Source organism: Celeribacter halophilus (genome assembly GCF_018860305.1).
GTDB classification, from domain to species: domain Bacteria; phylum Pseudomonadota; class Alphaproteobacteria; order Rhodobacterales; family Rhodobacteraceae; genus Celeribacter; species Celeribacter halophilus_A.
Genome location: NZ_JAHKPE010000019.1, coordinates 452,558 through 477,861, shown reverse-complemented (window position 1 = coordinate 477,861; position 25,304 = coordinate 452,558). Strand labels below are relative to the sequence as shown.

At 61.0% G+C, this 25,304-nt stretch carries 29 protein-coding genes and 1 tRNA gene; 12 read left to right on the top strand and 18 right to left on the bottom strand.

Features of this window, described 5'->3' with window-relative positions; all coding sequences use genetic code 11:
* Position 1: 1 nt before the first annotated feature.
* The 3 genes from mraZ to KO492_RS06625 form a co-directional block, all read right to left on the bottom strand.
* Entirely contained in the window at positions 2 to 493 is a 492-nt protein-coding gene (gene mraZ, locus KO492_RS06635; protein WP_332936584.1) for a division/cell wall cluster transcriptional repressor MraZ, read from the bottom strand.
* Positions 494 to 1,238: 745 nt separating this feature from the next.
* A tRNA-Thr gene (locus KO492_RS06630) sits at positions 1,239 to 1,314 on the bottom strand.
* Between the two features lie 158 nt (positions 1,315 to 1,472).
* The gene (locus KO492_RS06625) at positions 1,473 to 3,047 is read right to left on the bottom strand and encodes an ABC transporter permease (RefSeq protein WP_252735423.1); all 1,575 of its coding nucleotides are present in this window, start codon (positions 3,045 to 3,047) and stop codon (positions 1,473 to 1,475) included.
* 437 nt (positions 3,048 to 3,484) lie between these two features.
* Between KO492_RS06625 and KO492_RS06620 the strand changes: the two genes are divergently transcribed.
* The gene (locus KO492_RS06620; RefSeq protein WP_216044218.1) at positions 3,485 to 4,363 is read left to right on the top strand and encodes a hypothetical protein; all 879 of its coding nucleotides are present in this window, start codon (positions 3,485 to 3,487) and stop codon (positions 4,361 to 4,363) included.
* A 16-nt stretch (positions 4,364 to 4,379) separates the two neighbouring features.
* Here KO492_RS06620 and KO492_RS06615 read toward each other — a convergent pair whose 3' ends face one another.
* The 5 genes from KO492_RS06615 to KO492_RS06595 all read right to left on the bottom strand — a co-directional run bounded on the left by KO492_RS06615 (position 4,380) and on the right by KO492_RS06595 (position 8,057).
* On the bottom strand, positions 4,380 to 5,060 hold the full coding sequence (locus KO492_RS06615) for an eCIS core domain-containing protein (protein ID WP_216044217.1): 681 nt from the start codon (positions 5,058 to 5,060) through the stop codon (positions 4,380 to 4,382).
* 23 nt (positions 5,061 to 5,083) lie between these two features.
* Complete coding sequence (locus tag KO492_RS06610) at positions 5,084 to 5,365, bottom strand: DUF2312 domain-containing protein (RefSeq protein WP_066603778.1); 282 nt, start codon at positions 5,363 to 5,365, stop codon at positions 5,084 to 5,086.
* Positions 5,366 to 5,490: 125 nt separating this feature from the next.
* On the bottom strand, positions 5,491 to 6,246 hold the full coding sequence (locus KO492_RS06605; protein ID WP_216044216.1) for a LamB/YcsF family protein: 756 nt from the start codon (positions 6,244 to 6,246) through the stop codon (positions 5,491 to 5,493).
* 3 nt (positions 6,247 to 6,249) lie between these two features.
* Positions 6,250 to 7,263, bottom strand: a complete 1,014-nt coding sequence (locus KO492_RS06600; protein ID WP_216044215.1) for a biotin-dependent carboxyltransferase family protein — start codon at positions 7,261 to 7,263, stop codon at positions 6,250 to 6,252.
* Entirely contained in the window at positions 7,260 to 8,057 is a 798-nt protein-coding gene (locus KO492_RS06595; protein ID WP_216044214.1) for a 5-oxoprolinase subunit B family protein, read from the bottom strand. Before KO492_RS06595 ends, KO492_RS06600 begins: the two co-directional genes overlap by 4 nt.
* A gap of 136 nt (positions 8,058 to 8,193) precedes the next feature.
* Here KO492_RS06595 and KO492_RS06590 point away from each other — a divergent pair, with 136 nt between their 5' ends.
* From KO492_RS06590 to KO492_RS06580, 3 genes are all read left to right on the top strand, one after another.
* Complete coding sequence (locus KO492_RS06590) at positions 8,194 to 9,159, top strand: TRAP transporter substrate-binding protein (protein ID WP_216044213.1); 966 nt, start codon at positions 8,194 to 8,196, stop codon at positions 9,157 to 9,159.
* A 77-nt stretch (positions 9,160 to 9,236) separates the two neighbouring features.
* A complete protein-coding gene (locus tag KO492_RS06585) occupies positions 9,237 to 9,761 on the top strand; it encodes a TRAP transporter small permease (protein WP_216044212.1) in 525 nt (174 codons plus the stop codon).
* A gap of 5 nt (positions 9,762 to 9,766) precedes the next feature.
* Positions 9,767 to 11,068, top strand: a complete 1,302-nt coding sequence (locus KO492_RS06580; protein WP_216044211.1) for a TRAP transporter large permease — start codon at positions 9,767 to 9,769, stop codon at positions 11,066 to 11,068.
* Positions 11,069 to 11,093: 25 nt separating this feature from the next.
* Here KO492_RS06580 and KO492_RS06575 read toward each other — a convergent pair whose 3' ends face one another.
* Positions 11,094 to 11,606, bottom strand: coding sequence for a winged helix DNA-binding protein (locus tag KO492_RS06575; protein WP_216044210.1), 513 nt, complete (start codon positions 11,604 to 11,606; stop codon positions 11,094 to 11,096).
* A gap of 214 nt (positions 11,607 to 11,820) precedes the next feature.
* Here KO492_RS06575 and KO492_RS06570 point away from each other — a divergent pair, with 214 nt between their 5' ends.
* Both KO492_RS06570 and KO492_RS06565 read left to right on the top strand, forming a co-directional pair.
* Positions 11,821 to 12,036, top strand: coding sequence for a hypothetical protein (locus tag KO492_RS06570; protein ID WP_216044209.1), 216 nt, complete (start codon positions 11,821 to 11,823; stop codon positions 12,034 to 12,036).
* Between the two features lie 320 nt (positions 12,037 to 12,356).
* The gene (locus KO492_RS06565) at positions 12,357 to 13,370 is read left to right on the top strand and encodes a phosphoadenosine phosphosulfate reductase (protein WP_216044208.1); all 1,014 of its coding nucleotides are present in this window, start codon (positions 12,357 to 12,359) and stop codon (positions 13,368 to 13,370) included.
* 8 nt (positions 13,371 to 13,378) lie between these two features.
* Here the strand turns inward: KO492_RS06565 and ureG are convergent, their stop codons facing one another.
* From ureG to KO492_RS06550, 3 genes are read right to left on the bottom strand one after another with little or no spacing between them, the layout of a single operon-like run.
* Positions 13,379 to 13,993: an urease accessory protein UreG gene (ureG, locus tag KO492_RS06560; RefSeq protein WP_066603775.1), complete on the bottom strand. Its 615-nt coding sequence runs from the start codon at positions 13,991 to 13,993 to the stop codon at positions 13,379 to 13,381.
* Between the two features lie 55 nt (positions 13,994 to 14,048).
* The gene (locus KO492_RS06555; protein ID WP_216044346.1) at positions 14,049 to 14,687 is read right to left on the bottom strand and encodes an urease accessory protein UreF; all 639 of its coding nucleotides are present in this window, start codon (positions 14,685 to 14,687) and stop codon (positions 14,049 to 14,051) included.
* Entirely contained in the window at positions 14,680 to 15,231 is a 552-nt protein-coding gene (locus KO492_RS06550) for an urease accessory protein UreE (protein ID WP_216044207.1), read from the bottom strand. The genes KO492_RS06555 and KO492_RS06550 overlap by 8 nt, the downstream gene beginning before the upstream one ends.
* Positions 15,232 to 15,306: 75 nt before the next feature.
* Here KO492_RS06550 and KO492_RS06545 point away from each other — a divergent pair, with 75 nt between their 5' ends.
* Both KO492_RS06545 and KO492_RS06540 read left to right on the top strand, forming a co-directional pair.
* Entirely contained in the window at positions 15,307 to 16,161 is an 855-nt protein-coding gene (locus KO492_RS06545) for a hypothetical protein (protein ID WP_216044206.1), read from the top strand.
* 47 nt (positions 16,162 to 16,208) lie between these two features.
* Complete coding sequence (locus KO492_RS06540; protein ID WP_216044205.1) at positions 16,209 to 16,535, top strand: hypothetical protein; 327 nt, start codon at positions 16,209 to 16,211, stop codon at positions 16,533 to 16,535.
* 29 nt (positions 16,536 to 16,564) lie between these two features.
* Here KO492_RS06540 and KO492_RS06535 read toward each other — a convergent pair whose 3' ends face one another.
* The 6 genes from KO492_RS06535 to KO492_RS06510 all read right to left on the bottom strand — a co-directional run bounded on the left by KO492_RS06535 (position 16,565) and on the right by KO492_RS06510 (position 20,538).
* Positions 16,565 to 16,789: a DUF1127 domain-containing protein gene (locus tag KO492_RS06535; RefSeq protein WP_066603641.1), complete on the bottom strand. Its 225-nt coding sequence runs from the start codon at positions 16,787 to 16,789 to the stop codon at positions 16,565 to 16,567.
* Between the two features lie 154 nt (positions 16,790 to 16,943).
* Entirely contained in the window at positions 16,944 to 18,656 is a 1,713-nt protein-coding gene (gene ureC, locus KO492_RS06530; protein WP_216044204.1) for an urease subunit alpha, read from the bottom strand.
* 11 nt (positions 18,657 to 18,667) lie between these two features.
* Positions 18,668 to 19,042 carry a lysozyme inhibitor LprI family protein gene (locus KO492_RS06525; protein WP_303578278.1) on the bottom strand — a complete coding sequence of 125 codons (375 nt, stop codon included), beginning with the start codon at positions 19,040 to 19,042 and terminating at the stop codon, positions 18,668 to 18,670.
* A complete protein-coding gene (locus tag KO492_RS06520) occupies positions 19,039 to 19,344 on the bottom strand; it encodes an urease subunit beta (protein WP_216044203.1) in 306 nt (101 codons plus the stop codon). The genes KO492_RS06525 and KO492_RS06520 overlap by 4 nt, the downstream gene beginning before the upstream one ends.
* A gap of 39 nt (positions 19,345 to 19,383) precedes the next feature.
* Positions 19,384 to 19,686: an urease subunit gamma gene (locus KO492_RS06515; RefSeq protein WP_066603632.1), complete on the bottom strand. Its 303-nt coding sequence runs from the start codon at positions 19,684 to 19,686 to the stop codon at positions 19,384 to 19,386.
* A gap of 15 nt (positions 19,687 to 19,701) precedes the next feature.
* Entirely contained in the window at positions 19,702 to 20,538 is an 837-nt protein-coding gene (locus tag KO492_RS06510; RefSeq protein ID WP_216044202.1) for an urease accessory protein UreD, read from the bottom strand.
* Between the two features lie 153 nt (positions 20,539 to 20,691).
* On the opposite strand from KO492_RS06510, the gene pyrC reads away from it, so the two are divergent.
* The 4 genes from pyrC to alr all read left to right on the top strand — a co-directional run bounded on the left by pyrC (position 20,692) and on the right by alr (position 25,301).
* Positions 20,692 to 21,732, top strand: coding sequence for a dihydroorotase (gene pyrC, locus KO492_RS06505; protein ID WP_216044201.1), 1,041 nt, complete (start codon positions 20,692 to 20,694; stop codon positions 21,730 to 21,732).
* A 12-nt stretch (positions 21,733 to 21,744) separates the two neighbouring features.
* The gene (locus KO492_RS06500) at positions 21,745 to 22,425 is read left to right on the top strand and encodes an orotate phosphoribosyltransferase (protein WP_066603624.1); all 681 of its coding nucleotides are present in this window, start codon (positions 21,745 to 21,747) and stop codon (positions 22,423 to 22,425) included.
* A gap of 193 nt (positions 22,426 to 22,618) precedes the next feature.
* Positions 22,619 to 24,196 (top strand): replicative DNA helicase, encoded by a 1,578-nt coding sequence (locus tag KO492_RS06495; RefSeq protein ID WP_252735322.1) that lies wholly within the window; start codon positions 22,619 to 22,621, stop codon positions 24,194 to 24,196.
* A 64-nt stretch (positions 24,197 to 24,260) separates the two neighbouring features.
* Complete coding sequence (gene alr, locus KO492_RS06490) at positions 24,261 to 25,301, top strand: alanine racemase (protein ID WP_216044200.1); 1,041 nt, start codon at positions 24,261 to 24,263, stop codon at positions 25,299 to 25,301.
* Positions 25,302 to 25,304 lie beyond the last annotated feature (3 nt).

The following is a 25,304-nucleotide window of genomic DNA, read 5'->3' as shown; positions in this document are numbered from 1 at the left end:
GTCAGACCTCCACATCATCCAGAAGACTGAGCGGATCGAAATCCTCGCCCTGCTCTTCCAGCCATTTCTCGGAAATCATCGCATCCACCGCCTCATGGGTTTCCGGCTTCCAAATCTCGAAGGTTTCACCCATGCCCGCGAAATACGCGGTGCCATCAAGGCCGATCTTGTCGCGCAAAGGCTGCGGCAACACGAGACGTCCGTCATTGTCGACTTCGGTCGGACGCGCACGGTTGAGGATCATGCGCTCCATAATCTTGCGCTTCTCGGACCCCCGCGGCAGGCGCGCAATGTCGGCGGCCAGAGCGCGATAGCCCTCATAAGTGTGAACGATGAGTTGCTTTTGTTTGTCGTGACCATAGACGATCACCATGCGGGGACGGCCGGTCTCTGCAGCCAGAGGATCGCCCAGTTCGAGTTCGCGACGAAAATCGGCAGGGATCGACACGCGTCCCTTTCCGTCCACCTTAAAGGTGTGTTCGCCGATAAACATGCCGACCAACGGGCCGCTCCTTATCCTGTCCCTGCGCCCCGCGCACCCCGCGCGAAACCCTTGATGCGAAACGGCGGACCGAGCTGCTGCCACTGCTCAATCCGCCGCCCTCGTCCCGATTAACGGGCTGTCCGGACTGCACGCGCCACCTGGGGGGATGTCTGCTCGCTCGCGCGCCGGATCTCTTTATTCTGGTGAGTGTGGATGCCTGTATGAAACCTGACTATGGGTCTTTGTTCGCGGTCTTGAATGCGCCGCTCATCTCCACCTCACCGGATGAACTCACTATGCTATGGGATTTTATGGTAATCAATGGATTTCTTTTGCACAGGGCAAATCCAGACCCGAAACACACGAAAGCAGCGAGGAAGATAGCGCACACTTATACGTTGAATTTTACACATCTGCCGATAAGATAATAAAATACCACTACATATAGACACAAAAATCACAGAAATTCACCCACACCCCTCCGAGACAAATCTGTGGAAAAAATGTGAACAATCCACATTTCCACCGAGTTATCCACAGAAAAGTGATTCGCCCCATGGAGAACAGATCGGAAACACCCATAAATTCCCGGAAAGACCATGAATTCCCATGAGCGTCAGACCGAACGCTCCCATAAATTCCCATCATCCGGAAATTCACCCTTATTCGCCAGCCACTGCATGGCCTGCTCATTTCAAAACAGAACAAAAGGCGGAGGGTTCGAAGCCGCGAGATCAGAGTGTGCGTGATGAAATGGTGCCCCCACACGGACTCGAACCGCGGACCTACTGATTACAAATCAGTTGCTCTACCAGCTGAGCTATAGGGGCACTCGGGCGTCGTTTACTTGCTCGAGAAAAGGCGTGCAAGAGGTTTGTATGAAAATTATCGGACTTTCGTCGGCTTTTTGTCGGGCAAGTTGCCTAACAGCGCCGTAGCCCTCCTTCCGACACAGGACAAGGACACCTCCACCCTGCCCCATCCGCGCTCAGCTCAGGTCGGCGGCGTTTTCGGAGCGGGCCATGAGGATCACCGCGCCCAGCCCGACGAGGATCACCAGAAGGGCGGCGGGGGAGGCTTGTTCGAGCTGTTCGAGCGAGGCCTTGTCATAGACCCGCGTGGCCAGCGTGTTGTAGTTGAACGGACGCAGGAGCAAGGTGGCCGGAAGCTCTTTGACGCAATCGACAAAGACCAGCAGAAGCGCCGTGCCCACAGAGCCGCGGATCAGGGGCACATAGACGCGGGCCAAGGTGCCGCCCAAGGTCTGGCCCAAGGAGCGCGCGGCCATCGGCAGGGAGGGCGAGACGCGGCCAAGGGCGGCATCGGTCGCCCCTTGGGCAATGGCGAAAAACCGCACCACATAGGCGAGAATAATCGCAAAAGCCGAACCGGTCAGAAGCAGGCCGGGATCGGAGCCGGTGATGTACTCGATCGTATCGGCCAGAAGGTGATCCAGCCCCGCCAGAGGAAAGAGGATGCCAAGGCCCAGAACCGCACCGGGGGCGGCATAACCCAAGGTCGTGAAAGGCAGGATCAAACGCGGAAGTTTGCGCCCCGTCAAACGCACCCCGTAGACCATGAACAGGGCCGCCAGCACGGTCAGAACCGCCGCACTTCCCGCCACGGTCAAAGTATTTTTCAAGGCCGAGAGCAAGCCCGGTGCAAGCCATTGTTCCGGCTCGCCCAGCGCATGATTGGCAATCACACTGACTGGCAGGACAAACCCCACGAGAAACGGCACGGCACAAAGCGCCAGCGCCAGAAGCCCCTGCCAGCCCGTGAGCCGGATCGGCGCAATCGGACGGGTCTGGCGCGCGTTCTGGTGGAACCGTGCCCGTCCGCGCGAGCTTTTCTCGAACCCCACCAGCAACAGCACAACAACCAGCACCACCGTGGCGATCTGTGCCGCGCCGCCAGCATTGCCGCCTTCGAGCCATGTAGAGAAAATGCCTGTGGTGAGAGTCTGCACGGCAAAATAGGACACGGTGCCATAATCCGACACGGTCTCCATCATCACAATCGCGGTGCCTGCCGCAATTGCCGGACGCGCCAGAGGCAGGCCGACACGCCAGAACCGCGCAAACGGCCCTGCCCCCAAGGCCCGCGCCGTTTCATAGACGGAGCCGGATTGTTCGCGAAACGCCGCCCGCGTCAGCAAAAAGACATAGGGGGTCAAAGCGGCGGCCAGAACGATGATGGCCGAGCCCAAGGAACGGATTTCGGGGAACCAGTAGTCGCGCGAGGTCTGCCAGCCGAAAATCTGACGCAGCCCGCCCTGCACCGGTCCGGCATATTCCAGAAAATCGACCAGAGCATAGGCCCCCACATAGGCGGGGATCGCCAGAGGCAGAAGCAACAGCCATTCCAGCGCCTTGGAGAGCGGGAAACGATACATCGTCACCAGCCACGCCGCGCCCGTGCCGACACAGGCCGACAGGCCCGCCACGCCAAAGGCCAGCACTGCGGTCGTGCGCATGTAGCGTGGCAAGGTGGTGGAGATGAGATGCGGCCAGATATTTTCGCTGGGGTGAAAGGCAATCCAGACCACAGCCAGAAGCGGCATCAACACCAGAAGGGCGATAAGAAAGGCCCCTGCGGACCACGGCGACAACCGCGCGACCCGCGCAAGTTTGCTGTGGCGGCGCGGGGCGCTTGCGGTCTTGCAGGCGGGTGTCTGAGCGATTTGGTCGGTCATCCGGTTGGCATAATCCCTTTTGGCAGCGAGGTGAAGAAAAACCCGCAAGGGCGGAGCCGGACCTGCCCATGCGCGAAGCTGCGCAAACATGCGCGCGCCCCTCGCACTACCCGCACACAGGCGGCTGTGGCGACGGCTGTGACCCTGTGCATCAGGGGCCGATCTGCAAACCTGTCAGGCTCTGTGCGGAAATGCGGTTTCCCTGACAGGAAAAGAGCTTATATTAGAGCGACATCGCGAGGCCCGACAGGGCGGACCATAGAACAGATGCAGACAGCAAAGCAGCTCGGAAAGCGGATAGCCCCATGATGATCTCCATGCATATCGGCGCGCATTGCACCAATGGCGCACAGCTTATGCGCGGCCTGTTGAAGAACAAGGCCGTTCTGGCCGAACATGGGGTCGCTGTGCCGCCGCCGTCGCATTACCGCGATCTGCTTCCGCAGATCATGAAGAAGGTCAAAAGCGAACGCGCCACACCTGAGTCGCAGGAGATTCTGCTCGACCAGATTATCGAGCTGGACGACTGCCAGCGCATGGTTCTGAGCTATGAAGATGTGATCTGTATGCATCCGCTGATCTTCGAGAAGGGCCAGTTCTACAAGAAAGCGAATTTCAAACTGCCGTGGCTGCGCAATGTGTTTGCCGATCACGAGATGGAATACTTTATCGGGCTGCGCAATCCGGCGACATTCGTGCCCAATGCCTTTGCCAAATGCGGGCCGAACACCAGTTTCGAGGCATTCATGTCCGGCGTCGATCCGGAAACCCTGCGCTGGTCGGAGCTTCTCGAACGGATACAGGCGGCCTGCCCCGATGTGGGGATCACCTGTTTCGCCTATGAGGACACGCCTCTGACATGGTCACAGGTCATGCGCGAGATGACAGGGGTTGGTCCTTTGGTGCCCATGTCGGGCGGTTTGGACATTCTGGCCACGATCATGAAGCGCGAGGGCATGAAGCGGCTGCGCACCTATCTGAACACCCATCAGCCACAGAACGAAGAGCAGCGCCGCCGGATTTTGCAGGCGTTTCTCGACAAATATGTGGATGAGGATTCGCTGGAAGAAGAGATCGACCTGCCCGGCTGGGACAAGGCGCTGGTGGCGCGGTTGAGCGAGGCTTACGAAGAGGATCTCGACCGGATTGCAGGGATGAACGGGGTGCGTTTCATCGCGCCGTAAGCTGCGCGGCTTGGCGTCAGTTTTCCAGATGTCGGGCGATCAGCCCGTCCAGGCGGCTCACCGGATGGGATTTCACCCATTGCGCGACACGGCATCCGGCCTGCGCATAGGCGCTGGCATCGCGGGCGGCGGCGGAGTGGCGCCAGTCGTGGGATTTGATCGGCAACGCCCCCTGCCCCGGATCGCATGTGTCGGGGTTCAGGTCGAACCGCGGGTCACGTGACACCCAGACGGCAATCCCCTCATCCAGCCAAGCCGGAAAACCCATCTGGCCGCGCAGCCCGATCTGGCGGTGCAGCGCCACATGGGCCAGTTCATGGGCGATGATCTCCGTGTCATGGCCGTCTGGTGTGAGGTAGAAGAGATGGCTGCCATAAGTCATGGCGCGCGCATCCATATCGCCCATCACCTTGTTGCAGGTCTCGGTATAGCAGATCAGGATGCGGGGCCGCGCCTGCGGGCCGAACACATCGGCGACGCGCGCCTCAGCGCGGGCAAGGCGGGTCAGCAGGGGCGCAGACGTGGTGGGGCCGCGCAATTCGGAATAGACCTGCGGGGCGATTTCCCTGAACCCGAAACACGTCGGGCAGACTCCGGCCAGAACCGGAGACCGCCCCAGAAGACCCAGCCCGATCCCGAAACCGAGGCCAAGCGCGACAAGCACGGCGGCGGCTCGGTTGCGGGTATGTCGGGTCATGGAAACCTCTCCGGACGGACGCCTCAGCGCATGCCCAGAGCTTCTTTATACATGTCGAGAATGGCCTCTTCTTCGGCAATCTCGTCTGCGGATTTCTTGCGCAGCGCGATGAGTTTGCGCATGGCCTTGGTGTCGTAGCCGCGGCCTTTGGCCTCGGCCATCACCTCTTTTTGCTGATCGGCGATGTCTTTTTTCTCAAGCTCGAGGCGCTCGTAACGCTCGACGAACTGGCGCAGCTCGTCGGCGGTGACACGGTAGGATGCGTCGGGACCGGATGCGTGGCCGGAGGTGTTGTCGTCGTCCATCATGGGGAAACCTTCCTCAAAGTTTTTGCTCTTATCAAGTCCTGATCCCTACCCGCGACGCCGCGCTATGGCAAGCCTGTCCCCCCGCACAAAGCGAGAGGATTTCCGCGCAATTTGTCCCCGCGCTAGAGCGAGGCGATCTCGACCCCTGCGGCCTCAAGGCCGGAGCGCAGCCCTGTCGTCATCGCCAGCGCCCCAGCCGTGTCACCATGCACGCAGATCGTGTCGATCTTGCACGGAATGCGTTTGCCACTCTCGGCAATGATTGCGCCTTCTTCAAGCATCGCCAAAATCCGCGTGGTGATCGCCTCCGGATCATGCAGAACGGCACCGGGCTGGCTGCGATCCACCAGCGTGGCGTTGTCATTATAGGCACGGTCGGCGAAAATCTCCCCCGCCCAAGCGCAATCAAGCTCGCGCACCACCTGCTCCATCGCGGTCGCCGCCAGAACCATAATCACAATGTCAGGCTGCACCTTGAGCGCAGCTTCGTAGCAGACCCGCGCCAGACCGGCATCTTCGGAGGCCATGTTGGCCAGCGCCCCGTGCAGCTTGAGATGTCGCACCTCGCCACCCGCCGCACGCGCCATCGCCTGTGCCGCGCCGAGCTGATAGGTCACCATATTGGCGATTTCCTCATGGCTCAGCGCCAGACGCCGCCGTCCGAAGCCTTTGAGATCGGCAAAGCCCGGATGCGCGCCGATACCGACACCGTTGGCCACGGCCAGACGCATGGTCTCGGCCATCACATCCGGATCACCCGCATGAAAGCCGCAAGCAATATTGGCCGAAGTAATCACTTCCATCAGCGCTGCATCATCGCCTTTGGACCAGTCGCCATAGCCCTCGCCAATGTCGGAGTTCAAATCCGTTTTCAGCATCTCTCAACCCTCCAGGTCATCGCCAGCGGTCACACCGCTGATCAGTTGATAGCGTAAAAGATCATGGATCGTCGCCGGATCACGGATGAGCGGCTTGGCGCGTCTGCGCAGTTCCTTGAGCCGTTTGTCCTGTGCGGCGGCGATCCGGTCGGCCTCCTCCAGCGTGATCTGCCGGAACCGCAGCGCCGCACCCAATGGGGCCTGCGCCACCACGGGCAGGTCTGCGGCAATCACCGTGCCGATCCGTGGATAGCCGCCGATGGTCTGACATTCGTTCAGCAGCACATAGGGCAAACCGTCACCGGTCATCTGGAGATCGCCCTCCAGAATAAAGTCTGACGCCAGCCCTTCTGGCGTTTGAGCCAGAAACCGTGCCTCCGCTTCCAGCCGCACGCCCTGACGGTTGGCCGTGGCCGATCTGGCAAATGTCGTCGCCTCGAAGCGTGCGCGGGTCTCGGGCGCGAAGAGCGCGGTTTGCGGCCCCGCGATATAGCGCACCTCTCCGCCGGAAAACCGCGTGTCCAGCGGCAGGCCCAGCGCAGAGGCGCCCGTATCTCGATCCGGTCCCAGCGGCAGGCGCGCACCCGTTGCAAGCGCCGCACCGATCCCCGCAACACCGTGGGTCGAGCGGCTGCCCATCACCTCGGGCGTCTCGATCCCGCCCGCGAAGGAGAGATAGCCATAGGTGCCGCGCTCCGCCGCGCCGATGCTCAGACGCTCTCCGGCCTCCAGCAGATGCGACGCATTCCAGCGCAACTCCTTACTGCCGAGTCTAACCCGCATGGGTGCGCCGGTCAGGGCAATGCGCGTGGGCGCGGTGACTTCAAACGTGCCACCGAACCCCGCCATCTCGATGGCCGCCAAAGGCTGACGATGCCCCAAAAGAGCGGCGGCTTCATAGAGGGCGACCGGATCGGCAGCACCTCCGCGCGACAGGCCCAAATGGGTCAGCCCCGTGCGCCCGAGGTCTTGCACCGTCAAGCCGGGGCCGGATTTATGAATCACAAGCTCTGTCATCGGCGCACCTCCAGCCGTGCCCCGCCTGCGGGATCGCCTGCGGACAAGAGCGCCGACATCTCCGCCCCCGAGACCGGCACCAGCCGCATCTCGTCGCCCGCACGCAGCGGGATCGGCGTGTCGCTGTCGGGACGGAAAGGACGAAAGGCCGTGCGGGCCACCTGACGCCAGCCGGTCGGGGAGGCATTGGCGAAGAGCACAAGCTGGCGCACCGCCAAGGCAATCGCGCCCTGCGGCACCTGCGGGTTCAGCGCAGACATGCGCGGCAGATCATAGGGCGCGGGCAAAAGGCCGAGATAGGGCTGTCCCGGTGCAAACCCGATGGCCAGCACCCGCAGAGGCGTTTGCGCGATGTCTTCGATCACCTGCGCCGCAGCGCGACCGCTCAACGTGGCGACCTCGTCGAGATCGGGGCCGTGCTCTCCGCCAAAGGCCACGGGCACCTGCCACAAACGCGCAGCGGGTTCCGGCGTGGCGGTGTGCCAGTCTTCGGCCTCCACAAGACGCGCGATGGCGGCGCGCACGGTGGCCCGCTCCGAGCTTGCCGGATCAAAGGAGAACAGCACGGAGGTGAGACAGGGCGAGACCTTTGTCACGCCCGGCAATGCGCCGGACCGAGCGGCCTCTTGGGCCTGCGCATGCAGCTTTTGCACGGCGGCTGTGACCCATGGCTCCAGCGTCAAAGCGAATCGGACCAGCCATCCGTCACGCCCCAAGGTCAGGATTTCCGGCGCACCGGTCCCTGCAGGTCGTCGCGAAATTTCTTCCGCGATTTCAGGTGGTTTCCCACGCATTTTCATATCCCTGTTGTGCGACGTCTGACTGCGTCTTGAAAGTTTTCATTGACATAAATCTCAAAACGCTGACAATTTGTCAACGTTATGACATCGAGGTGAACCAATATCACCCGATCCCAACAGGAGAGAAAAGATGAATAAATTTGCATTCACCCTCGCAGCCGCGATGGGCGTTGCCACTGCCGTATCCGCCGACACTTGGGACATGCCGACCCCCTACGGGGATGCGACCTTTCACACGGTGAACATCCGCGAATTTGCCGCCGATGTGGCCGAGGCCACCGATGGCGCGCTGGAAATCGAGGTCCATTCCGCAGGCTCTCTTTTCCCTCACGGCGAGATCAAGAACGCTGTGCGCTCCGGTCAGGTGCCGCTGGGCGAGTTTTTCCTCTCGACACTGGCGAATGAAGACCTTGCCTTCGGCATGGACAGCCAGCCGTTCCTCGCCACCTCTTATGAAGAGGCCGAAAAGCTCTGGGCCGCGCAGAAACCTGTGATCACCGAGCTTCTGGGCGAACAGGGTCTGATGCCGTTGTTCTCCGTCGCATGGCCCGCACAGGGGCTTTACACCAATGGCGAGATTGCCACGGTGGACGATCTGTCGGGGCTGCGGTTCCGCGCCTACAACCCTGCGCTCGAACAATTTGCCGCCCTTGCCAAAGCCGCGCCGGTACAGGTTGAAGCCGCCGATATTCCGCAGGCCTTCACCACCGGTCAGGTCGAAGCGATGATCACCTCGCCCTCGACAGGTGCCAATTCGAAAGCATGGGATTTCGTGGACACATACACGCCGATCAACGCATGGGTGCCAAAAAACATCGTGGTGGTGAACCAGCGCACCTTTGACCGTCTCGACGAAACCGTGCAAGCCGCCGTTCTGGCCGCTGCTGCCGAGGCCGAGAGCCGCGGTTGGGAGATGTCCAAGGCCGAGGCCGAAGAAAAAACCGCCGTCATGCAAGAGAACGGCATGACGATTGCAACACCGACGCCGGAACTGGTCGCAGGTCTTCAGGCCATTGGCGAAGAGATGCTCGCCAAGTGGAAGGAAGAGGCCGGCGAAGACGCTCTGGCCATTCTCGACGCCTATCAGGCCGAGTAACCCCCCTGCCTTGCCGGTCCGCTTTGCACGAGCGGGCCGCGCCTAGTTCTCTTGGGAGTCCATTGGGAGTTGCCGCCATGCGCCGCCTGCTTGATACGCTATACACGATTTCCGGCGGTCTGGCCGCCCTGTCCATTCTCGCGATCTGTCTTCTGGTCAGCGCACAGGTCGGACTGAATATCCTTGCCCGTCTGGGCGGGCCGTCCTTGTCCTTCACCATCCCCTCTTACGCCGATTTCGCGGGTTATCTGCTGGCGGCGGCGAGTTTTCTGGCGCTGGCGCCAACCTTTCGCCACGGCACACATATTCGGGTCAATCTGGTAATCTCGCGCCTTGGCGCGCGGGTAAGCTGGGCGCTGGAACTGTTCACGCTGGCGGTGGCCGGATGCGCTATGGGATATGCCACATGGTATGCGGCCAGCCTGATGAAGGAGAGCCACCACTACAGCGACAAATCCACCGGCATGATCGCCGTGCCGATCTGGATACCACAGGTGGTGATGGTGCTGGGGCTGGGTCTTTTGACACTGGCCATCCTTGATCGACTGGTCGAAAGCCTGCGGGCGCGCCAGCCGGTTCTCACAGATGATGCGACGGAGTAAACATCATGTCTGATCCCGTCGTCTTCTCGATCCTTCTCGCTTTGTTGCTCGGTCTGCTCGCCAGTGGCGTCTGGGTGGCAGTCTCGCTGCTCACTGTGGCTCTGGCTGGTCTCACCTTTTTCTCCAACGCGCCGACAGGTCTGGTGATGGCCACCACGCTCTGGGGCCATAGCCACAGCTGGCCTCTGGCCGCGCTGCCGCTCTTTATTCTCATGGGAGAAATCCTGCTGCGCTCGCGCCTGTCGCAGGATATGTTCTCCGGCCTCGCGCCGTGGCTGGGCCGTGCGCCCGGACGCCTGCTGCATGTCAACGTGCTGGGCTGTGCGATCTTTGCAGCCGTTTCCGGCTCCTCTGCCGCCACCGCCGCCACCATCGGACGCATGTCCGTGCCGGAACTGACCAAGCGCGGCTATCCCGAAAGCCTGATCCTCGGCACTCTGGCGGGTTCTGCCACGCTGGGCTTTCTGATCCCGCCCTCGGTGATCCTCATTGTCTACGGGGTGGCGACCGAACAATCCATCGCGCGGCTGTTCATTGCGGGTATCCTGCCGGGGATCATGCTGGTCGGGCTGTTCGGCGGCTATGTGGCTCTTCGGGCATGGATGAATCCGGCCCTCATCCCCGTCGAAGACAGCCACTTCTCTTTGCGTGAAAAGCTTCACGCCTCCAAGAGCCTCCTGCCCGTCATCCTGTTGATCGGCAGCGTGATCGGGACGATCTACACCGGCGTGGCCTCCCCCACAGATGCCGCCGCCGTGGGCGTACTGTTCTCCATCATTCTGGCGGTCTCCACCGGCAGCTTCACCCGCCGCGATTTCATCGACGCGCTGATGTCGGCCATGCGCACCAGTGCCATGATCGCCTTTATCCTACTTGGCGCTGCGGTTCTGTCCGTCGCAATGGGCTTCACCGGCATCCCGCGCAATCTGGCGGCGTGGATCGGCACATTCGGCCTCTCCCCCTATGCGCTTCTAGCGGTGCTGACGGTGTTCTTTATCGTGCTGGGCTGCTTCCTCGACGGGATTTCGGTCGTGGTGCTCACCACTTCGATCATCCTGCCGATGGTGGAAGCCGCAGGGATCGACCCGTTGTGGTTCGGCGTCTACCTCGTCCTCGTGGTGGAGATGAGCCAGATCACCCCGCCCGTGGGGTTCAACCTCTTTGTGATCCAAGGGCTGACAGGGACGAATATCCTGCGCATTGCCAAGGCCGCCCTGCCCTTTTTCGGGCTATTGCTGCTGGCGGTCGTGCTCATCACGCTGTTTCCGCAGATCGTCACATTCCTGCCCTCCGCGATGGGGAACTGACGCCTTGCGCCACCCCCGCGCGGCGTCACAAAGACGAGGCCGCGCGGCTGGCCTGATCATAGAAACCGGACAGGACCCGCAGCGCTGCGGCGATCTCGCTCAGGTTGGTGCCTGCCATATTTCCGCCCACAAGTGGCTCCAATAGACATTCCTCCCGCACCTTGCGGTAACTCTCGCACAGGGCGCGGCCCGTCTCCGAGGTGCGATAGAACACTTCCTTGCCGCGTTTCTCCGAGGTCAGAAGCTCCAGCTTCAGCAATTTGCGCAGGGCGTAATTCACCGTATGCGTGTCCTCGATATTGAGCAGAAAGCAGATGTCGGTCAGACGTTTTTCGCGGTCGCGGTGGTTGGTGTTATGCAGCACAAGGATTTCCAGAGCGGACAACTCCCCCATCCCCGCCGCCGCAATACATCGCTGCATCCAGCGCGCGAAACTGTTGTAGGCGATGATCATGCCATATTCGAATTCGGAGGCTTCCGCCGCCGGACCTTCGGCAAGGTGCTGCGAGGAAACGATGCGGCGTTGTGGGTCTGACATGGGAAACCTTCCAGAAATATCCATCCTTACCCGCATATTATAAATAATTTGTAGGTGTTTTGTAGCTTTTTCACCGCTATATTTCGATGTCCTTGCCCCGTGCTGCGCAAATATGGGGGTAAGACCGTCTTTGTGCCCGCGCAAATGCTTGCTTGAACGCGCAGGTTCTGTTTCAAGCGGGGCACGCGCACAAAGGCATAAACGAGGGACGAAGATGGACATATTGATCTGGGGCGGAGTGGCTTTGACTTTGGGGGGGGTGGCCCTGTTGATCTATTGCATCATGGCCGCGCTGAAGGCCAAGAAAGCCGGCGGCACGGATGAAGAAATCCGCGCACGGCTCCAGAAGGTCGTGGCCCTCAATCTCGTGGCCCTTCTGGTCTCGGCGATGGGGCTGGGCGCGGTCACCATCGGGATCATTCTCGGCTGATCTTTTGATTCTCGGACTGCGGAGGCAAAGCCCCTGTCTGATCGGCGCCCTGAGGGGCGACGGTCATATTGTGCGGCGTAATTATGCAGCCTTCCCCATCAAAGCGGCAGCAATCCGCGCACCGTTTCCTCTAACGAGACAGTGAGCCGGAAAACCTTAACCCTCTCTTCAGAATGCCCCATAAAAGCCTTAATTGGAGAAGAAACGGTTAACCAAATTCAACGTTATCTGTGATCCAAAGACCTGCGGGTTGGAACGGCACCGAAAATGCGCCTGCCCGACGCCACGGGGCCTGTGTAAAGAGAGCAAGGAGAAGTCTGGTGAGTGAGCAGAAAACCGAGTTGGAAAACGCGATGAGCGCGGTCAACGACATTTCGGATTTGCCACGGGAAGACTGGCGCGATGCCATCGCCGAGCTGGGCGAGGAGTTGGGCTATTTCCAATCTCTGAGTGATGGTCACAGCGTGGCCTTTCTGGACGAAAAGCCGTGTCTTCTGGTCACCTTCGAGAGCTATGAACGCGCCACCGAGCGCACGGAGAACGGCTATCCGCTCGGGATGACGCTGGCCGGACAGCATGGCTGGTCCTCGCTCACGCTGATGTCGCACGGGGCCGACGAGACCGGCGACTGGTTCCGGTCCAAAAAGATTTACCGCTATTTCGACCGCCTTGTGGACGAGGGGTTTTTCGAGGATTTCGATCAGGTGGTGTTTTATGGCGCAGGTGCCTGTGGCTATGCGGCGGCGGCCTATTCCGTGGCCGCCCCCGGTGCCACGGTCATCACCATCGCGCCGCAAGCCACGCTCAACGGGCGGCTGGCCTCTTGGGATCACCGTTTCCCGAAAACCCGCCGCATGGATTTTACGACGCGTTACGGCTTTGCGCCTGACATGCTTGAAGGAGCAGAGAAGGCCTATGTCTTCTACGACCCCAGAGTCGAAGTCGACGCGATGCATGCCGCGTTGTTCAATGCCCCGCATGTCTCCCGTGTGCCCTGCCGGATGTTCGGCGTTGATCCGGAATATGAACTCATGGAGATCGGTGCGCTGGCCCCGATCCTTGAGGCCGCGATGGAAAGCCGTCTCACCCAGCGCGTGATCACACAAGCCCTGCGCAAGCGTCGCGCGAATATGGGATATCTGCGCCGCCTTCTGGCCGAAACCGCCCCCAGTTCGCGTCCCTATCAGACCGTGCTGCTGTGTCGCCATGTGCTGCGCGACCGCAAACACGCGCCGCGGTTCAAGCGCGCCTATAATGCGGCGGCGGAAATCCTGAAAACACAGGGCAAACCGCTCCCCGCAGAGCGCGCGAAACCCGAGAACGAAACCGCCTGAGCTCAAGCTCAGGCGAGGCCCCCCTCTTCCTCGACAAAGCGCAGAACCTCCTCGACGCCCTGACCGTGACGCAGCGCGGCCATGACATAGGCATTGGAACCACGGGCGCGTTTGGTGTCCGCTTCCAGAAGCACCGGATCGACGCCCACATGCGGCGCGAGGTCTACCTTGTTGACGATCAGCATATCCGAACGCGTCACCCCCGGCCCGCGTTTGCGCGGAATGTCCTGCCCCGCCGCCGTGTCGATCACATAGAGCGTCAGATCCGCCAGTTCCGGCGAAAATGTCGCCGCGAGATTGTCGCCGCCACTTTCGATCAGGATCACGTCGAGATCGGGAAAGGCCTCCGTCAGATCGGCAATCGCCGCAAGATTGATCGAAGCATCCTCGCGGATCGCCGTATGCGGACAGCCACCGGTTTCCACGCCGCGAATGCGCTCCATCGGCAGGATTTGCTGGCGCATCAACGCCTCCGCATCCTCGCGCGTGTAAATGTCATTGGTGATGACCGCGATGGAATATTTCTCCGAGAGCGCCTTGGCCAGCGCCCCTGTCAGCGTGGTTTTTCCCGCGCCCACAGGGCCGCCAATGCCGACCCGCAAAGGTCCGTTCGGTGATGCCATTTCTGCCTCCAACTGTTGTTCGACCATCCGGCCCTCAAGCTTTTCGCTCTTGGCCTTATGTCTTGAAAATCCTGACGTCCATATTCTCATGACGCGCCGCGTTCAGATCGGCGGCAAACGCGCCCGTGGTCAGTGTCTCCGCCGTCGCGGACAGCGCCGCCTCCGAGACACGTTCGATCTCGTCATGCAGGGTCGCAAGCACCCTCTGCCCCGCCGCCTGCCCCAGCGGCACAAAACGCACTCCGGCAGACACGAGGTTGGACGTAAAGCTATGTAGATAAAGCGCAATCACGGTGCGGTCAGGCAGGTCCAGCCCCCGCGCCGCCTCGCCCACCGCCACCGGCAAGGCCCGCGCTTTGCGCTCCGGCCCGCCCATCTGCGCCACGGTTTTCACAAAGGCCTGCCCCTGTTCGAACGTCTCCGCCCAGCGCTCTTTCGAGCCTGCCAGAGCCTCGGCCAGATCCCCGACTTCCTGCGCATCCGCACCTTGGAGCACCATAGACAGAAGGCAGGCATCCACATGCCCGCCGCCGCGTGTAAGGATCACCCGCAGCCAGCTTTCCAACCCCTCGGCATCGCGCACCGCCCCGTCGGAAATCGCCAGTTCCAACCCGTGCGAATAGGCAAACGCGCCGAGCGGGAAAGATGGCGACAGCCATTGGGTCAGGGTCAGAAGCGCATGCGGATCAGTCATGGTGGTGATCTGTGTGGGCGTGGGCATGGTCGTGCCCGTGGTCATGGTGATGATCGTGGTGGTGATCATGGTGGTGATCGTGATCATGCGAATGGCTGCGCCCGTGGTCGTGGCCCATCGTCCGGCCATGCCCGTAAGCGCCCCCTTCCGGCGTGAACGGCGCGACAATCTCCGTCACCTCGGCCCCAAGCTGCTCCAGCATCGCTTTGAGAACCGGATCTCGCTGGATCACCAAACGCTCCGGCGCGATTTGGCAGGGCGTGTGCCGGTTGCCAATGTGCCACGCATAGCGCGTCACCGTCTCGCCCGTAATCGCATAGAGCTCTTCCTCGGCGGCACGCACTCCGATCACACTCCCGTCCTCGCAAGCAAACCCGTCGCCCTGCTCGACAGACACAGTCTGCGGCAGATCGACAAACACCGCCTCGCCCGTAGATGTGGTCAGTTTCTTGCGCCGCAGCAAGCGCTGGTCATAGGTCAAGGCGACCCAATCCGTTGCGCCTGCTCCGCATCCTTTGCAGATTTCATAGGATTTTTTGCTCATTTTCAAACTCCGGTCGGATGATTGGGACTTTCTTAACCGACTCGCCCCCAAATGTAAGGCAAGGAGATCTTGCCGATGACGTCCATGCCTGACCACACACCTCTTGATGCCGTTGACGCGCTCTTTGAATTGCGCGCGGAACTGGCGCGGCTGCGCAAACGCGAGGCCGCACTTTGCGATGAAATCCGCAGCTTTGCGACAGAAAACGGCGGCGGGAAAGTTTCCGGCGCACAGCGGGTCGCCGTGATCGAAACCCGCAAGCCGCGCCGGATTTCTCCCGACAGACTGCCGCAGGCGGTGCTTTGTGATCCGCAATTTTTCGAGACAGAGGAAGAGACGGTTGTGCTGCTCTGGCCCCGCGCCGCGACGGGCCATGCGGCCTCAAACCCGCAAGAAGTCGGGTTTGAGGCGGATGTCGGCGGCGTGCCGGAGGCCGGTGCTATGGCGGTAACGGAGCAACCCGCGCTCTTGGACCCCGCCGAAGGGGTAAGGCCGGAGCGGCAGGACGCGCCTTTCGTGAACCCCGACGACCCGTTTGGCCTTAGACAAGAGGCAACCGACAGTGCACCAGATGCGAAGGCTGCGCCCTCGCCCGCTGTCGAAGACGAAAAAAGCCCGCGTGACTTACGGCCCACCGAACACGCAGATTTGCAGCCTTTGGTTGGCCTGCCGGAAGAGGACGTGGCGCAGATGCGCTGTGATCTGGAGTCCGACCTCGCGCCCGTCACCCTGCCGGATGCTCTGGCAGCCACGCAGGCGCTGGAGGCCAAAGCCGATATGCAAGCCGGTTTGAGTGATGCATTGAACGGCGCTTCGACGCCGCAGAGCGCGGAGGACAGCGCCGCGCCAGAGAACGGGTTCAACGAATTCGCCCTGCCGCCCGCCACCGCTTTTGCCTCAAGTCGTCTTGCTGCAAACGGCGAAAGCTGAGCCACCCGCCCCTGTATTTCCCAAGATCCAGAAGGAGAGAAAACACCATGTATATGACCCGTTCGCCCGTAGACGAGCTTGCCCGCCTGCGCGCCAAGATCGCCGAATTGCGTGCGCGCGAAGCCGCCCTTGAGGCCCGTTTCATCGAATGTAACGACACCGGTCGTTTTCCGGGCTACACCTGCGACGTGGTGGTGTCCCGCACTGCCTATCAGGTGTTTGATATTTCCAAACTGCCGCAAGAGATGCTCGACGACGACCGCTATTATGCGACCAAACATGTCACCTCGATCCGCATCGAGGACCGCGACGACAGCATGGATGTGATCGCGCCGGACGACCCCGAAGAGATCGAAGTGCTCGAAAGTCTGTGACGCAGACCGCCCTTGCGCGACCGTGTCTCTCAGGTGGAAAACAGGTCGCGGAAGACGTAATGCGGGATCCGGTCGCGGGTGATGCCAAGCTCCGACAGTTCGGCATCGCTCATCGCGTCCAGCCGCGCCAGTTCGCCCAGACGCTTGCGCCGGACGGAATAGGCATTCACCCCCTGCCCCAAGGAGGCAAAGAACAGATCGATACGCGCCCGTAGGCCCGGTGTGAGAATGACGATATTGGCGACATGCTGCATGTCTGGAAACCTCTCGTGAGACGGGTTTCCTCCCTGTCCCGTCACGATAGAGCATCACAGCCAACACACAAAGCCTCACCACCGGTCACGCAGGCCTGTGGCAAAGACGCGCCGAGAAAGACCGCATCCCACAGGAGATTTGCCCGAAGAACCATCAGAACAGGAAGTAACGCTGCGCCATCGGAAGCTCTTTGGCCGGTTCACAGGTCAGCAATTCTCCGTTCGCTCGCACCTCATAGGTCTCCGGATTCACCTCGATATCCGGCGTCGCATCGTTCATCACCATGGACGATTTGCCGATATTGCGCGTGTTCTCCACCGCCACGGTCTGTTTCGCCAGCCCCAGCGATTTGCCGATCCCATCGGCCTGCGCCGCCTGAGAGACGAAGAGCACGGCAGACTGTTCCACCGCGCGGCCCATCGCCCCGAACATCGGGCGCGTATAAACCGGCTGCGGTGTCGGGATCGAGGCGTTCGGATCGCCCATTTGCGCCACGGCGATAGAGCCGCCCAAGAGCACCATCTCGGGCTTCACACCGAAAAACGCCGGCGACCACATCACCAGATCGGCGCGTTTGCCCACTTCGATGGAGCCGATCTGTGTTGACATGCCATGGGCAATCGCGGGGTTGATCGTGTATTTCGCAATATAGCGTTTGACGCGCAGATTGTCGTTGTCACCGGTCTCGTCAGAGAGACGCCCGCGCTGCTTCTTCATCTTGTCGGCGGTCTGCCATGTGCGGATCAGAACCTCGCCCACACGCCCCATCGCCTGACTGTCCGAGGCAATGATCGAAAACGCCCCCATGTCATGCAGGATGTCTTCGGCGGCAATGGTCTCCTTGCGGATACGGCTTTCGGCAAAGGCCACATCCTCGGGGATGGATTTGTCGAGGTGGTGACAGACCATGAGCATGTCGAGATGCTCCTCCAGCGTGTTCACCGTATAGGGCCGCGTCGGATTGGTGGAGCTGGGCAACACATGCTCCTCGCCCACCACCTTGATGATGTCCGGCGCATGACCTCCGCCCGCCCCCTCGGTGTGGAAGGCGTGGATGGTCCGGCCCTTCATCGCCGCCACCGTGTTCTCCACGAACCCGCTCTCATTGAGCGTATCCGTATGGATCATCACCTGCACATCCATGTCATCGGCCACCGAGAGACAGCAATCAATCGCCCCCGGCGTGGTGCCCCAATCCTCGTGCAGCTTCATCGCGGCAGCACCGGCATTGACCATCTCGACCAGTGCGGCGGGTTGGCTCGCGTTGCCTTTCCCCGCAAGCGCAATATTCATCGGCACCCCGTCCAGCGCCTGCAACATCCGCCCGATATGCCACGGCCCCGGTGTGCATGTGGTCGCTAAAGTCCCATGCGCAGGCCCCGTGCCGCCCCCCAGCATGGTGGTCACGCCGGAATGCAGCGCGTCCTCGATCTGTTGCGGACAGATAAAATGGATATGGCTGTCAAAACCACCCGCCGTGATGATCCGGCCCTCGCCCGCAATCGCCTCGGTTCCGGGGCCGACAATGATATCCACACCCGGTTGCGTGTCGGGGTTGCCCGCCTTGCCAATCCCCACAATCCGCCCGTCGCGCAGCCCGATGTCGGCCTTGTAAATCCCCGTCACATCCACAATCAGCGCATTGGTGATGACCGTATCCACAGCCCCCTCGGCGCGGGATTTCTGGCTCTGCCCCATACCGTCGCGGATCACCTTGCCGCCGCCGAATTTGACCTCTTCGCCATAAGGGCCGGTGAGATCACGCTCGACCTCGATGATCAAATCCGTATCCGCCAGACGCAGCTTGTCGCCAGTGGTGGGGCCGAACATATCGGCGTAAGTCGCGCGGGAAATCTTTGCAGGCATCTTGGTCCCTCTCAATTCATCTCGTAGACGGCGCGCATCTCTTCGGTGCGCTGGCGCGTCAAATGTTCCAAACAACTGTTAACGATGAACGGCTCCATTGAGCCCCCCTCGAACAGAAACCCCTCGGCTGTGCAGGCCGCATCGCGGTAAGGTATCCACGCCCGTTGCGCCGCACGCAATGCCTCGGCCGCCCCGTCACTCCAGCCCCTCGCGACCTCCATAGCCCGTGCATAAGTGTCGTTCAGGTCAACGTCGGCGCGCTGCCACGCCTCATAGGCACAGATGTTCATATCGGACTGACTCACAGGATCGGCACAATCGCGTTCCTGAGCGAACCCCGCCGCAGGCACGACAAAACAAAGCGATATGAGGCCCTTGCGGATCACAGCTCACCCATGACTTTCTGGTTGAACCCGTAAACCTTGCGTGCACCGGACAGCGGCACGAGGCTCACTTCCCGCATCTGCCCCGGCTCGAAACGCACCGCCGTGCCAGCTGCGATATCAAGCCGCTTGCCCCGCGCCGCATCACGATCAAACTCCAACGCCGCGTTGGTCTCGAAGAAATGATAGTGCGAGCCGACCTGCACCGGACGGTCGCCGGTGTTGGACACGGTCAGGGTCGTGACCTCCGCACCTGCGTTCAGTTCGATCTCGCCGTCCTGAATGAAATACTCTCCGGGGATCATGGCCGCGCCTCCTGCTTTCTGATGGCAAAAATACTCATTTCAACGGATCGGATGATGCACGGTGACAAGTTTGGTGCCATCGGGGAAGGTCGCTTCGACCTGCACCTCGTGGATCATCTCCGGAACACCTTCCATACACATGTCTTTCGTGACCACATGCGCCGCCGCCTGCATCAATTCGGACACCATCTTGCCGTCGCGCGCGCCTTCGACCACGAAATCCGTGATCAGGGCAATCGCTTCGGGGTGGTTCAGTTTCACACCGCGTTCCAGCCGCCCCCGCGCCACCATGGCGGCGAGCGAGACCAGAAGTTTGTCCTTTTCCCTAGGCGTCAGGTTCATCTTTATTCCTCGTTGTCATACCTGCCAGACACGCGGCAGTTCCGCCTGTCTGATCTTTTTCAAAACCTGCGCCACATAGCGGCGCAAAGGATAACCGTCGGCGGCCATGGCGCGGATCACCAGCTTGCCGTTCCAGCCGGACACGCCCGCAGTCACGCCCTCTTGCGTGATCTGTTTGACCAGACCGGCCATGCCCTCGGCCCCCTGATCGAACAAGCCGACCGTGGCAATCGCACGCGCGCCGTTCAGCGTCGCCGGATGGTCACGCGTGGCCAGCAGCCCTGCGTCGATTTCCAGCGGTTCCATAAATTCCAGCCGCCCGGCGCGGCGGATGTCGCGGCGGTCGGTCAGGTGCAGGCTCTCGATCACCTCGCCCATCGCAGCACGGCCCAACACCAGCGACTCAACAAAGAGAAAGCGCGCATCTCCGGCAATCTCCGCCTTGGTGCGCCGTGACAGGCGGGAGCGTTCGAACAGGATCGTCTCCTGCGGCAACCACTCCAGCGTGGCCCCCGCGCCCGCGACCAGCGCCACTGACACCTCGGCATTTGCGCCCTGCGAGACCGACGCATAGGCGCGTTCAGCGGTCTGGGTGGTGCCAATCAACTGCCCTCCGGCCTCGACCTCAAGCCGGTAGTCAAGCTGGTCCCCTGCGGTCAAGCCACCGGATGTATTGAGAAAAACCACTTCGGGCACGTGGCTGTGCACCTTGGGCATCATGGCCTTGGCCGAGCCGGACTGGTGCAGGTCTTTGAGCCCGCCTGCCCCCATCACCACATGCGCCCGTCCCCGCACGCGCTGCATCCGCGCGGTGTCGGTCCGGTTCGTCTGCGGGTGGTGTCGATCCAGCATCAAAGCCTCCAAGTCGTTCAGAGCCTAGCGGCAGAGAAACCGAAGCTTCAATCCCGCACGGGGGCCATTCGCCCTAAAAACCGACCAAACGCTCAAAAAATAAGCGATATCTACCATCTGGCGCTTTGAGCCGGAAAGAGGTAATCCAATCGCATGACCGAGACTCTCACCATCCGCCGCCCCGACGACTGGCATCTTCATCTGCGCGATGGCGCGATGATGGAGGCCGTCCTGCCCGAAACCACGCGCCACTTCGCCCGCGCGATCATCATGCCGAACCTTGTTCCGCCGGTGGTCACCAGCGACGATGCCAGCGCCTATCGCGAACGCATCCTCAAGGCGAACCCGCGCAAGGGGCAGTTCGACCCCTTGATGACGCTTTACCTGACGGAACAGACCGATCCCGAAGATGTGGCTTTTGCCCATGCCTCCGGTCTTGTGAAAGCGGTCAAGCTCTATCCGGCGGGGGCGACGACCAACTCCTCCTCCGGCGTGACGGATTTCGAGAAAGTCCGCCCCGTGCTGGAGAAAATGGCCGAGATCGGCCTGCCGCTCTGTATCCACGGCGAGGTGGTGACACCGGACATCGACATTTTCGACCGCGAGAAAGTCTTTATCGACAAGGTTCTGGACCCGATCCGCAAGGCCAACCCCGATCTGAAAGTGGTGATGGAACATATCACCACGAAAGACGGGGCCGATTATGCCCGCGAGGGCGGCGAAAAACTGGGCGCGACGATCACCACGCATCACCTTGTCATCAACCGCAACCACATCCTCGTGGGCGGGATCAAGCCGCATTACTACTGCCTGCCGGTGGCCAAGCGCGAGACGCACCGTCTGGCTCTGGTCAAGGCCGCCACATCGGGCGATCCGACCTATTTCCTCGGCACCGACAGCGCGCCCCATCTCGATGGCGCGAAGGAAAACGCCTGTGGCTGCGCGGGGTGTTTCACCGCAACGAACACCATGTCCATCCTTGCCGAGGTTTTTGAAAAAGAGGGCGCTCTGGACAAGCTCGAAGCGTTCACCTCGCTCAACGGGCCGCGTTTCTACGGGCTGCCGTTCAACGAGGCGACGATCACCCTGAGAAAGGGCAATCCCGTGCAATACCCCGACAAAATCGACACGGAGAACGGCCCTGTGACCGTTTTCGATCCGCAAATGCCGCTCCACTGGAGCGTCGAGGCCTAAGAGAGACTGCCCATGATCCCTTCTTCCTTCCCCGATGATAGCGAAATCGCCCGCCTCACGGCGCGGATGCTTCTGGAAATCGGCGCGGTGAATTTCCGCCCCGAAGACCCTTACATTCTCGCCTCCGGCCTGCCTTCGCCGACCTATATCGACTGCCGCAAGCTGATTTCCTTCCCGCGGGTGCGCTCGACGCTGATGGATTTCATGGCGGTGCAGATCATGCGCGAAGCCGGTTTCGAAGCCTTTGACAATGTCGCAGGCGGCGAGACGGCGGGCATTCCCTTTGCCGCGATGGTGGCGGAGCGTCTGGGCCTGCCGATGTCCTATGTGCGCAAAAAGCCCAAAGGCTATGGTCGCAACGCCCGGATCGAAGGCGCGATGTCCGAAGGGGATCGGGTGCTTCTGGTCGAGGATCTGACCACAGATGGCGGCTCGAAACTCTCCTTTGTAGATGCGATCCGCGAAACCGGCGCGACCTGCGGCTGGACCGCGGTGATTTTCTACTACGGCATCTTCCCCGAAACGGAAAAGACGCTGGGCGATCACGGGGTGAATCTCATCAGCCTGTGCACATGGTGGGATGTTCTGGCCGAAGCGAAGAAACAGAAAATCTTCAACGAAGAGACACTGGCCGAGGTCGAGCATTTCCTTGGCGCGCCGCGCGCGTGGCAGGAAAAGCACAAGAAATCCTGACCTCGGCAAATTGCGAAAAATTTTTGCGCCGCCCGCTCGGGCGGCGTTTTTCTTTGCAGCAGCGCGGTTTAGCGCGGCCTGTAAACTTATCCACAAAATATACCCTTTGCGAGACCTCGCGCGACTGGTCTAAGACAGTCAAATCCGAGAGCATCACGCGACTCGCGGACAGATAATCAAGGGGCCGGACAGCATGACTGACATTACCGATCTCGAGCGCAATCTCGAAGACCGTCGTGACCAAGAAAGTGCACAGGACACCTCTGGTGCAGACACCGAACGCAATGAGAGCAAGCCTGCGGAGAAAGGCTCTGTCATCTCCTCCTACGCGGGCGCTGTGCCGCATAACATCGAGGCCGAACAGCAGCTTCTGGGCGCCTTGCTGACCAATAACGATGTGTTCGACAAGATCGCCTCCATCATCGCGCCCGAACATTTCTATGATCCGGTCCACAAGGATATTTTCGAGAAAGCCGCCGAGCGCATCTCCAAGAACATGCTGGCCTCGCCCGTAACCTTGAAGGCCTATATGGAAGATCACGAGGGCCTGAGGGAACTGGGGGGGCCGAGCTATCTGGCAAAGCTCGCGGCCTCGGCCATCTCGACCTATGCGGTGCGCGACTATGCCCAGCTGATCTACGACCTCTTCTTGCGGCGCCAGCTTATCGAACTGGGCAACGAGATCGCGGGCTCTGCCGCCTCCGGTTCCGACATCCGCGACCCGAGCGAACAGATCGTCGCCGCAGAGCAACGGCTCTACAACCTTGCCGAACAGGGCAAAGGCGAATCGGGTTTCACCTCTTTCCTCTCCGCCGTGACCAAAGCGGTGCTGAACGCCAACGCCGCCTACGAGCGCGGCGGCGGCATGGCGGGGATCGAGACGAAACTCATTGATCTCGACAAGAAAATGGGTGGCTTGCATCCTTCGGATTTGATCATTCTGGCGGGGCGTCCCTCGATGGGGAAAACCTCGCTGGCGACCAACATCGCCTTCAACATCGCCAAAGCCTACAAAAAGGGCCAACTGCCCGACGGGCGGCAAGGCGCGGTGGAAGGCGGCGTGGTGGGCTTTTATTCTCTGGAGATGAGCGCCGAACAGCTGGCCGCGCGGATTCTCGCGGAAGCCTCGGAGATTTCATCGCACAAGATCCGCCAAGGGGACATGACGGAAGAGGAATTCCGCCGCTTTGTCGATGCCGCCAAGACGCTGGAAAGCTGCCCGCTTTACATTGACGACACACCCTCGATCCCGATTTCGCAACTTGCGGCCCGTGCGCGGCGCTTGCAACGGACCCACGGGCTGGACCTTTTGATCGTCGACTATCTGCAACTGGTCCGCGGCACCTCGCGCACCGAGGGCAACAGGGTGCAGGAGATTGGCGAGATTTCCATGGGTCTCAAAGCCATCGCCAAGGAATTGAATATCCCGGTGATCGCCCTGTCCCAGCTCAGCCGGACGGTGGAAAGCCGCGACGACAAACGGCCGCAGCTATCAGATTTGCGGGAATCCGGTTCTATCGAGCAGGATGCCGACGTGGTGATGTTCGTCTATCGCGGCGAATATTACAAAGAGCGCGAAAAACCCGATGATGACAATCTGGAAGCGATGGAGAAATGGATGGCGGATATGGAACGCCTCCATGCCAAAGCCGAAGTCATCCTCGGCAAACAGCGTCACGGGCCGATCGGCACGATCGAGCTTTCTTTCGAGGCGGAGTTCACCCGTTTCGGGAACCTCGCCCGCGAGCAACAAGGTTATTCGGATTATTAACAGGACACCGTGCCCTGCGCGGATTCGCCTTGCGACTCTGCGTGCTGCGCGTCAATAAACCACTATGGCTACTTCAGTTTTACAAATCGATCTCGGGGCGCTGGCCGACAATTGGCGCGCGCTTGATGCCCTTTCATCTCCGGCTGTGGAAACCGCTGCCGTTGTTAAAGCCAATGCTTACGGGCTCGGGGTCGGCAAAGCCGCCCGCGCGCTGATGAAAGCCGGCGTGAAAAGTTTCTTTGTCGCGACCGCCGAAGAAGGTGTGGTGCTGCGCAACGAAGTGGGGCCGACCCCGTGGATCGGTTTGCTTGGCGGGCATATGGCAGGCGACACCGACATGATCGCGGATATGTCCCTGACGCCAATCCTCAACTCGCTCGATCAGATCACCCGCCATTTCGAGGCCCTTCCGGGTGCCTCTTTCGGCGTGCAGCTTGACACGGGCATGAACCGTCTGGGTCTTGAACCTGCGGAATGGGATGCCGTGCGCGCCTTGGTGCTCAAGGCGAAACCCGATCTCGTCATGAGCCATCTGGCATGTTCCGACGAGCCGGAGCACCCGATGAACGCGCAACAGCTTGCCGCCTTCCGCGAGATGACAGACGGGCTGAAAGTCCGCCGTGCGCTCGCGGCCACGGGGGGGCTTTTGCTGGGGCCGGACTATCACTTCGACATGGTGCGTGCCGGTATCGGCCTTTACGGCGGCCTGCCTTTTGAGGGTGGCAAACCCGTGGTCAAACTCGAATGTCCCGTCATCCAGACGCGCGAGATCCCCGCCGGAGAAACCGTCGGCTATTCGAACAGCTGGACGGCCAAGGTGCCCTCAAGGATCGCGACCGTCTCCGCAGGCTATGCCGACGGGATCACACGGCTGATTTCCAACAAGGCGCTTTTGTTCGACGGATCGGTGCCCTGCCGGCTTGTGGGGCGTGTCTCTATGGACCTGATCACCGTGGACATCACCCATCTGGATCATGTCCCGCAGTCTCTTGATCTGTTGTGCGACTATCAGACGGTGGATGATCTGGCCAAGATCGGCCAGACCATCGGCTATGAAATCCTCACCTCTCTGGGCGCGCGGTATTATCGCCGCTATATCGGATGACTG